This window comes from Microbacterium sp. (genome assembly GCF_041909575.1).
Taxonomy (GTDB): domain Bacteria; phylum Actinomycetota; class Actinomycetes; order Actinomycetales; family Microbacteriaceae; genus Microbacterium.
In genome coordinates this window covers 1-8,315 of sequence record NZ_JAYRDE010000121.1, presented here as the reverse complement: position 1 = coordinate 8,315, position 8,315 = coordinate 1, and the positions used below count along the sequence as shown (strand labels likewise).

The window sequence follows — 8,315 nt, the reverse complement described above, 5'->3', positions numbered from 1 at the left end:
GGTGACCCGCAGCGCCGCCGCCAACTCCAACCGCACCGAGCGTTCCACGATCTGCACCGTGCCCCCGCCATACCGCCCCGGGTCCGCCAACGCGTTGCGCCGCAACCCCTCCACCCGCTCCAACCGCTGCGCCGCGAACACCGACATCATCACCGCAACATCGGTCACCAACTCCACATCATCCGGCACCACCGGCGCCCGATCGGCGACCTCCGCATCCCAGACCAGATCCTCCGGCACCATGTCGAAGAACCCCGCATCCTCGGGCACCCGATCGAAGAACCCGGGACCCGGCTCATCCGGCGGCGTGAATGTCATACCCCAGACCGTAGTACATAGCTACGACACTGAAGAGGTCCATCAAACCACGCTGTGGATAAATATACGAATGTCCGTCCACCGGAGTAGCGTCGCATGCAGCGGCAGAGAGCCGTGAGAGGGGGCGCCATGCTGCAACAGGTCGCCGACGGAGTCTGGGTGCACCAGAGCGAGTTCATCGCCAGCAACACCGTCGTCGTGCAGGGTCGTGGGGGCGTGCTCCTCGTCGATCCGGGCATCACCAACGGCGAACTGAAGGACCTCGCACATGACCTCCACGCGCTCGATCAGCCCGTGGTCGCTGCCTTTTCCACCCACCCGCACTGGGATCACGTCCTCTGGCATCCGTCCTTCGGCTCGGCGCCGCGATACGCGACGGCGAGGGGCGCGGCCCTCATGCGCGACGTGCTCGCGCAACCGGACTGGATCGACGACGTCGCCGAAGGGCTTCCACCTGAGTACGCCGATGAGATCCCCATGGAGCTGCTCGGTCACCTCACCGCGCTTCCCGGCGGTGCCTCGGAGATCCCGTGGGAGCGCCCTCGCGTCATTGTTCTCGAGCATCGCGGCCATTCCGAGGGCCATGCCGCGCTGCTGATCGAGCCGAGCCGCGTCCTCGTCGTGGGTGACATGCTGTCCGACACCCTCATGCCCTTCCTCGATCTGCAGGCACGGCAGCCGATCTCCGACTACCTCGAGGCGCTCGAGCTTCTCGATAGCGTCGCTGAGCGAGCGGATGTCGTCATCCCTGGTCACGGTTCCATCGGCGACGCCGCCCAGCTGCGTGCACGGATCGACCTCGATCTGGCCTACGTTCGAGCGCTGCGAGACGGAACCGAGCCCGACGACCCGCGGGTCGGACCTGACGCGCCGCTGGAGTGGATTCCCGACATCCACCGCTGGCAGGTTCAGCGCATCCTCGAGCGGCGGGAGACGGGCGCGACGGGCATGGGCGAGCGCACGGATCCAGACGCGACGGGCACGGGCGAGGGGTAGGTCGCGAGTGCACTGTGTGGCGTTCTTCCGCAATGTGAACCAGGGTCAGCGCGGACATCCTTTCACTGCAGACCTGCTCGCGGCCTTCACCGACGCCGGTTTCCCCGACGCCGTCCCCTTCCAGAGCAACGGCACCGTGATCTTCCATTCCGGCGCCCCCGCCGGCACCCCCGCCCCCGCCGGCGTCCCCGCCCGGGCCCGTGCCCCCGCCCGCGCAAGCGACAGCGCCCGCGCCAGCGACCGCGCCGACCCCGACCTGGACGGCATCCTCGAGGATGTGCGAGCAGCCCTGACCGCGCGATGCGGCGTGGACCGCGAGGTCTTCGGGATGCCGCTCCGGCAGGTGGTCGAACTGGTCGACGTGCACGCCACCGCTCCGGATGCCGCGCGCCGCGAGCTCACGCTCCACAGGGGTGGCATCGTCGACCTCGACGATCCTGTCGCCGTCGAGGAGGCGGCCCGCCGGCGCTGCCGACTGGTCGCGACAGGCGCCGGCTGGACGATCGCGATCAACGAACGCGATCGCGAATCGAACGCGACGCCGGTGCTCGGGCACCTCACCGGGGGGCCGGCGACTTCGCGGGGCCTTCCCACCCTGATCCGCCTCGTCGAGCGCTTCGCGACATAGCTCACGCGACGCTCGTCGATCGGTTCGCGACATGATCCACTGAGGCAGATGCTTGCCGTGCGGTGGTCGGCGGTGGCAGGCTCGGCGTCACTACCCAGGGAGAGGGGAACTCACATGCGCCACAAAGCGCTCGCCGCAGCCGCTGCGGCCCTCCTGCTCATCGGTCTCGGATCGGCGCCGGCTCAGGCCGTCACCGACGGTGTCCCCGATGGGGAAGGCCACCCGTACGTCGGGCTCATGGTCGCCCAGACCGAGGAGGGCGACCCGCTGTGGAGGTGCAGCGGCACGCTGATCTCCCCGACAATCTACGTCACCGCCGGCCACTGCACCTACGGTGCCGAGCACGTGGAGCTCTGGTTCCAGAGCAACCTCGAGCCCAACCCGCAGGCTCTCGGATATCCGTACACCGGCCAGGTCAGCGGAACGCCCTACACGCACCCCGACTATGACGACGCGGCGTTCTACCTCTACGACCTGGGCATCGTGGTGCTCGATGAGCCGGTGCTGCTCGCCGAATACGGCGAACTTCCGACGCTCAACCAGCTGGATGCCTACGCCAAGAGCACGAAGAAGAACGCGTGGTTCACGGCGGTCGGCTACGGGCTCCAGAAGAGCTTCCCCGACGCCGCATCGTGGAAGGACCAGGCGTTCAAGACCCGCATGGTCTCGACGCCGAAGCTGAACCAGATCAACACCGGGTTCACCGGCGACTCCTCACTGCTGCTCTCGAACAACGCGCACACCGGCGGCACCTGCTACGGCGACTCGGGAGGCCCGAACTTCATCGCCGACACCAACGTCATCGCCGGTGTCACGTCGTTCGGACTCAACAGCGCGTGCGGGGGGACGGGCGGCGTGTACCGCATCGACCGCGCCGACGACCTCGACTGGATCTACGCGAACTTCGGCGACCAGATCCCCTAGAGCTCACGCGCAAATCCAACACCGGGGGCCGGTGCGACCAGTTCGCACCGGCCCCCGGCCACGCCCACGGCATCCGAACACGCGCATCCGTAGACTCGGATCCATGACCGTCGCCTCCACGCCCGCGCTCGAAGCCGACCGCCAGTACCTCATCGCCCTCATCCAGGACGAAGCCGTCTTCCACGGCGACTTCACGCTCTCGAGCGGCAAGAAGGCGACGTACTACGTGGACATGCGCAAGCTCACACTCGACCACCGTGCGGCACCGTCGATCGGCCGCATCATGCTCGACCTCATCAGCGAGATCGACGGGATCGTCGCGGTCGGTGGGCTCACCCTCGGCGCCGACCCGATTGCGAACGCCGTGATGCACGAGTCCGCGCGCACCCACACCCCCCTCGACGCATTCGTCGTGCGCAAGGAGCCCAAGGACCACGGCCGCGGTCGCCAGATCGAGGGAGCGGATGTCGCGGGCAAGCGTGTCGTCGTGCTCGAGGACACCTCGACCACGGGTCAGTCCGCGCTCAAGGCCGTTGAAGCGCTCCGGCGCGAGGGCGCCGAGCCCGTGGCGGTCGCCGTGATCGTGGACCGCAAGACCGGCGCGCAGGCAGCCGTCGAGGCCGAAGGGCTCCAGTGGCTGGCCGCCATCGACCTCGACGACCTCGGCCTCGCCCCCCAGTAGCGCCCCCGGAGCCGGCCCGCCTCGGCGCCGGCCGGCGCCACCCCGTCGGGCCCGCCGTCGGCTACCGGGTCGCCTTCGGCGCGCGCTCGCCGGCCAGCAGGAACTCGGCCGAGGCGAGAAGAGCGTCGCGAGACGGGATGTAGTCGAAGCCGAACTGACGGGGGGCGTCCGTCCCGTCGACCTCGGCGTTGAGCCCGAGGCCCTTCGCCGCAGTCCGCATCAGCGGCACGAACGTCGCCATCGTCCGGACCAGCCAGTCCGGCGCGACCCGGCCGTTCAGGCCCGGTCGCGCCGGGTAGGCGGCCGCGAGGATGCCCGCCATCTCGGGGACGGACAGCGCACCGGCATTCCCCGGGAACCGCTGGCCCGCCGACCCGTCGTCCGCCAGGGCCCGGACATGCATGCGGGCGACGTCGCGGACGTCGACGACCGGCATGTCCAGCCTCGGGTACATCGGCATCCGGCCGGTGACCAGCTGCTCGACGAGCCCCAGCGACGAGCCGTAATGCTCGTCCATCGCCGGACCGAAGACCATGCCCGGGTTGATGGTCGTGAGCCGCATCTCGGGGTGCTCGGCGACGAAGCGCCACGCGGCCTGTTCTGCGAGCGTCTTCGACGCCTCATAGGGGGTCGTCTTCGGGCCTGTCGGATCGGTCCAGTCCTCGCGGGTCTTGACGCGCGACCACTGCTGGTCCGCAGGCTTGTAGATGGCGCCGCAGGTGGAGGTCATGACGACTCTCGTCACGCCGGCCGACTGCGCGGCACGCAGCGCGCGCACCGTCCCGTCGACGGCCGGACGGATCAGGTCCTGCGGATCCTTCGGCGGCGCGCTGGGGAACGGGGAAGCCGTGTGGATGAGTGCGTCCACCCCGACCAACGCGGCATCCCACCCCTCGTCGGCCGTGAGGTCGAGGGTCACGAACTCCAGTGGCGCATCGGGGAACAGCGCCTCGAGCTGTGCTCGGCGAGCAGGCGAGCGCACTGCCGCGCGCACCGTCCGATCGGACTCGAGCAGCTCTCTCACGATGTGCTTCGCGATGAAACCGGATGCTCCGGTGACGAGAACGGGATTGGTCGACATTGTTCGTCCTTGACTCGAGATGTCTGCGTCGGTCACGCAGACGCGGTGTGGAGGGTGGGGGATGCGATGGAGGCCCACGCCATCTCGAACGCCACGGCGCGCGCGGCGCCACGGAGCCCATTCGACACGGCCAGATCGACCTGCGCCTCGATCACCGCCGCCAGGTAGGGCAGTGGCATGTCGACGAGGTCGCCCTCGCGCGCGGCGGAGTCCAGCAGATTCGATACGCCGGCGAAGAGCTCCGCGGCCTCCGCGAGCGCGACGGCGCCCACCGCTCCGCCGCCCTTGAGGAGAAGGACGACCCGATGGCGCGCGGGAGCCGCGCATCCCCAGGCCACCCACCGGTCCCACACCTCGCGGGCGCGGTCCTTCGCTGAGGCCGACCCGTCGGTGTCGCCGATCGCGGACGCGAGGTCGCGCTTGAGGTGCAGGTACAGCGCGTCGATCAGGTCCTGGCGCGTGGGGAAGTAGTTGAAAAGGGTCCCGTTCGACACCCCCACGCGGGCGGCCAGGCGAGCGGTCGAGACGCCGAGACCCTCCTGATCCAGGACGTCGACGGCGGCATCGAGGATGTCGGAGCGCAAGTACTTCACAGCCCTAGAGTAAACGCTCTAGAGTGATCAGTCAATCCCGCCCGCGACCCCGCAGCCACTGCCAGACGAACACGATGAGCGTGCCGACGAGCACGATCGCGGTGGCGCCGAACAGCAGCGTCTGCTCGAATCCGGTCATGCGGGTCGCTTCCCTTCCGCAGCATCCGCCACGATCTTCGCGATGCGCACCGCGCGCGTCTCGGGCCGCCGCGCCATATCGACGAGCGAGATTCCGAGCTTCTTCGCCGACGGCGGGAACGCATTCCACGCGGTGCGGGCGGTGGGCTCGGCGTCGAGCGCCGCGGCGAGGTCGTCGGGCTCGATGCCGGCCTCGGCGTTGTCGAGCACCGTCCACGAGCCGTTCGCCTTCGCCACCTCGACGGCGCGGATGCCCGCCTCGGTCATGAGGCCGGCGGCCTCGAGCTCGATGAGCCGGGCCTTGTTGGTGGCCGCCCAGCCGCTGGACGGCCGGCGCGGGGCGAACCACAGGCCGCCGCGGGCGTCGTCGAACGATCGCACCGGGCCGTCGATCCAGCCGAAGCACAGGGCGTGCCGGATCGCGTCCTCGTACTCGACGAACGTCAGGCCCGAGCCGGGACGGGCTCGCACCAGCCAGGCGCCCTTCGATGTGGCGTGGTTCCTCTCGAGCCAGTCGCGCCAGGCTGCGGCATCCGCGGCCTCAACCTTCTCGCCGTCCTCGAGCGCACCCATGCCGTGACCCTATCGCCGTCCGCGGACGCCGCGTGTCCGCGACGAGGCCGGGTCAGGCCTCGGAGTCGAGCCCAGCCGCGCGTCCCGGCCGGCGGCGCTCCCAGGCGTCGAGAATGTGCGTGCGCATCGCCGCCTCGGCGGCATCGGGATCGCCGTCGGCGATCGCCGCGTACACGGCCTCGTGCTCGGCGAGGGTGATCTCGAGCTGGCTGCGCAGCGAGTAGCGGCTGCTCGCGAGCGCCTGGCGGAACAGCGTCTTGACGATCGAGTCGGCGAGCCGGTTGCTCGACATGTCGCCGACGATCCCGTGGAAGACCACGTCGGCCTTCGCGAACGACGGTTCGTCGTGCACGGCGTCGCGCATGGACTGCAGGGCTTCGGCGAGCCGGACGAGCTGCTCGGGCGACGCGGAGGCTGCGGCATCCCGAGCGATTACGGCCTCCAGCGCCGCGCGCACGACGCTCAGGTCGTCCAGGGTGCCCAGCGTCGCGTCGTTCGCGACGAGCGCCGACAGCACGGTGTCGTCGACCATCTTCCACGAGGAGGGCGGCGCGACCTGAGTCCCGCGCCCCTGCGTGACGGTCACGAGACCCTTCTCCTCGACCCGCTTCACCGACTCGCGGATCACGGTGCGGCTCACGCCGAACTGCTCGCACAGCACGGCCTCGGGCGGAAGGCTCGTTCCCGGGGGGAGGTCGCCGCGCACGATCGCGTCGACGAGCTCGGCGACGACGGTCACGCCGAGCCGGGGAGCCTTGGCGCGGACGGCGAACGCCGGCGTTCCGTTGGTCATGGCGCACCTCCTGTGATTCCCATTGTGAGGCACCGACGACGGATGCCGCGGAGGATCAAACGATTGCGTATTACATCATACGTGTGATGTAATCGGTTCACCCGACAAGACTGTCGTCGAAGATGCCGATCAGTAAGGATGCGACATGGCACAGCAATCGTCCGTTCTCCGCCCCACCAGGGCGCTCTCGGTCGCCGCGCTCGCCGCGGCCGGCCTCCTGGCCCTCAGTGCCTGCTCCGCCGGCGGTGGCGGTGGCGGCGGTGACACCAGCGAATACGGCTTCGAGACCGCCGAGCAGGTGGCCGACAGCCCCATCACCGTCTGGGTCGACGCCGCACGCGAACCCGCGGTGACGGCCTTCAAGGAGGCTCACCCCGACATCGACATCGAGTTCGAGACGTACGACGGCAACGCCGGCGGCAGCGGCTCGTTCCAGAGCAAGATCACCCTCATGGACCAGGCCGGAGACGGCTGGCCGGACGTGGTGTTCTCGACGCAGCAGAACGACGCCATCTGGGCGTCCAAGCCGGCTGCCGGGGGCACGCAGGGCTTCGCGGCCCCGCTGAACAAGGGACTGCTCGACGAGGACTTCCTCGAGGGCTTCGTGCCCGGTGCGAACGACATCACCACGATCGACGGCGTCCAGTACGGTCTGCGCAACGACCTCGCGCAGACGGTCTTCTACTACAACGAGGCGCTCCTCGATGAGTTCGGCTACGACGTGCCCACCACGTGGGAGGAATACGCCGAGCTCGGCGACCAGCTCGCGGCCGAGCACCCGGGCTACATCCTGGGCAGCATGGGCGACTCGTTCATGACGTACGTGTACTACGGCGGCTCCGAGTCGCCGGTCTTCCAGTCCCCGTCAGCTGGAGTGTTCCACTCCGACACCGAGGCCGAGAACTCGGTGAAGATCTCGGAGATCATCGACGGGATGCTCGCCAACGGCACGCTGGTGCAGGACAGCTTCTTCAGCGCGGAGTTCGCCGAGAAGTACGCCGACAAACTCGTCGGCGTGCCCGGACCGGTCTGGTACACGGGCGCCATCTTCCAGGGCGGCCTCGCGGTCCCCGCCGGTGAGATCGGCGTCAGCGCGCCGCTCGCCTGGGAGGGCGGCGAGCCCGCGGCCGGCAACGTCGGCGGCGGCGTCTGGTACGCGTCCAGCCACTCGAAGAACCTCGAGGCCGTCAAAACCTTCCTCGAGTTCGTCACCAGCTCGGACGAGTTCCAGGTCGAGCTCTCCAGCGGCTACCCGGCGTACGCGTCGGCCGCCGAGGGCTGGCTGGCGAAGCTCGCCGACACCGGGTACTTCGTCAACGACGACTTCGAGCAGGTCATGACCGACGCTGCCGCCTCGGTGTGGGACGGCTGGGACGTCACCAGCTGGAGCCCCGAGACTGCGTGGGCCAAGGTCGTCATCCCCGGGATGGCAGCGGGTGACACCGTCGTCTCGCTCCTGCCCGCCTGGCAGACCGAGCTCGAGAACGAGGCCACGGTGAACGGGTACACGGTCGAATAGTGTCCGACACGATCACCATCGTCACGGCCGCCGGGGCCCCCCCCCCGGGGGGGGGCCCGGGGGCCGCGGG

The 8,315-nt window shown here is 69.4% G+C and carries 9 protein-coding genes and 1 pseudogene; 5 read left to right on the top strand and 5 right to left on the bottom strand.

The features are described from left to right. A pseudogene (locus ACE3O1_RS13495) lies at positions 1-318 on the bottom strand (hypothetical protein); the annotation flags it as partial. 129 nt (positions 319-447) lie between these two features. Between ACE3O1_RS13495 and ACE3O1_RS13490 the strand changes: the two are divergent. The 4 genes from ACE3O1_RS13490 (at position 448) to pyrE (ending at position 3,548) form a co-directional block, all read left to right on the top strand. Next, positions 448-1,314 carry an MBL fold metallo-hydrolase gene (locus ACE3O1_RS13490; protein ID WP_374315877.1) on the top strand — a complete coding sequence of 289 codons (867 nt, stop codon included), beginning with the start codon at positions 448-450 and terminating at the stop codon, positions 1,312-1,314. Between the two features lie 16 nt (positions 1,315-1,330). Beyond that, the gene (locus ACE3O1_RS13485) at positions 1,331-1,942 is read left to right on the top strand and encodes a hypothetical protein (protein WP_374315875.1); all 612 of its coding nucleotides are present in this window, start codon (positions 1,331-1,333) and stop codon (positions 1,940-1,942) included. Positions 1,943-2,056: 114 nt separating this feature from the next. Further along, positions 2,057-2,866 (top strand): trypsin-like serine protease, encoded by an 810-nt coding sequence (locus tag ACE3O1_RS13480; protein ID WP_374315873.1) that lies wholly within the window; start codon positions 2,057-2,059, stop codon positions 2,864-2,866. Between the two features lie 103 nt (positions 2,867-2,969). Continuing rightward, a complete protein-coding gene (gene pyrE, locus ACE3O1_RS13475) occupies positions 2,970-3,548 on the top strand; it encodes an orotate phosphoribosyltransferase (RefSeq protein WP_374315871.1) in 579 nt (192 codons plus the stop codon). A gap of 61 nt (positions 3,549-3,609) precedes the next feature. Here the strand turns inward: pyrE and ACE3O1_RS13470 are convergent, their stop codons facing one another. The 4 genes from ACE3O1_RS13470 to ACE3O1_RS13455 all read right to left on the bottom strand — a co-directional run bounded on the left by ACE3O1_RS13470 (position 3,610) and on the right by ACE3O1_RS13455 (position 6,726). Continuing rightward, on the bottom strand, positions 3,610-4,629 hold the full coding sequence (locus tag ACE3O1_RS13470; RefSeq protein ID WP_374315869.1) for an SDR family oxidoreductase: 1,020 nt from the start codon (positions 4,627-4,629) through the stop codon (positions 3,610-3,612). A 32-nt stretch (positions 4,630-4,661) separates the two neighbouring features. Next, on the bottom strand, positions 4,662-5,222 hold the full coding sequence (locus ACE3O1_RS13465; protein WP_374315867.1) for a TetR/AcrR family transcriptional regulator: 561 nt from the start codon (positions 5,220-5,222) through the stop codon (positions 4,662-4,664). Between the two features lie 135 nt (positions 5,223-5,357). Beyond that, positions 5,358-5,933, bottom strand: coding sequence for a YdeI family protein (locus ACE3O1_RS13460; RefSeq protein ID WP_374315865.1), 576 nt, complete (start codon positions 5,931-5,933; stop codon positions 5,358-5,360). A gap of 52 nt (positions 5,934-5,985) precedes the next feature. Beyond that, entirely contained in the window at positions 5,986-6,726 is a 741-nt protein-coding gene (locus tag ACE3O1_RS13455) for a FadR/GntR family transcriptional regulator (protein WP_374315863.1), read from the bottom strand. Positions 6,727-6,871: 145 nt separating this feature from the next. On the opposite strand from ACE3O1_RS13455, the gene ACE3O1_RS13450 reads away from it, so the two are divergent. After that, positions 6,872-8,245 (top strand): ABC transporter substrate-binding protein, encoded by a 1,374-nt coding sequence (locus tag ACE3O1_RS13450; RefSeq protein WP_374315861.1) that lies wholly within the window; start codon positions 6,872-6,874, stop codon positions 8,243-8,245. Positions 8,246-8,315: the final 70 nt, after the last annotated feature.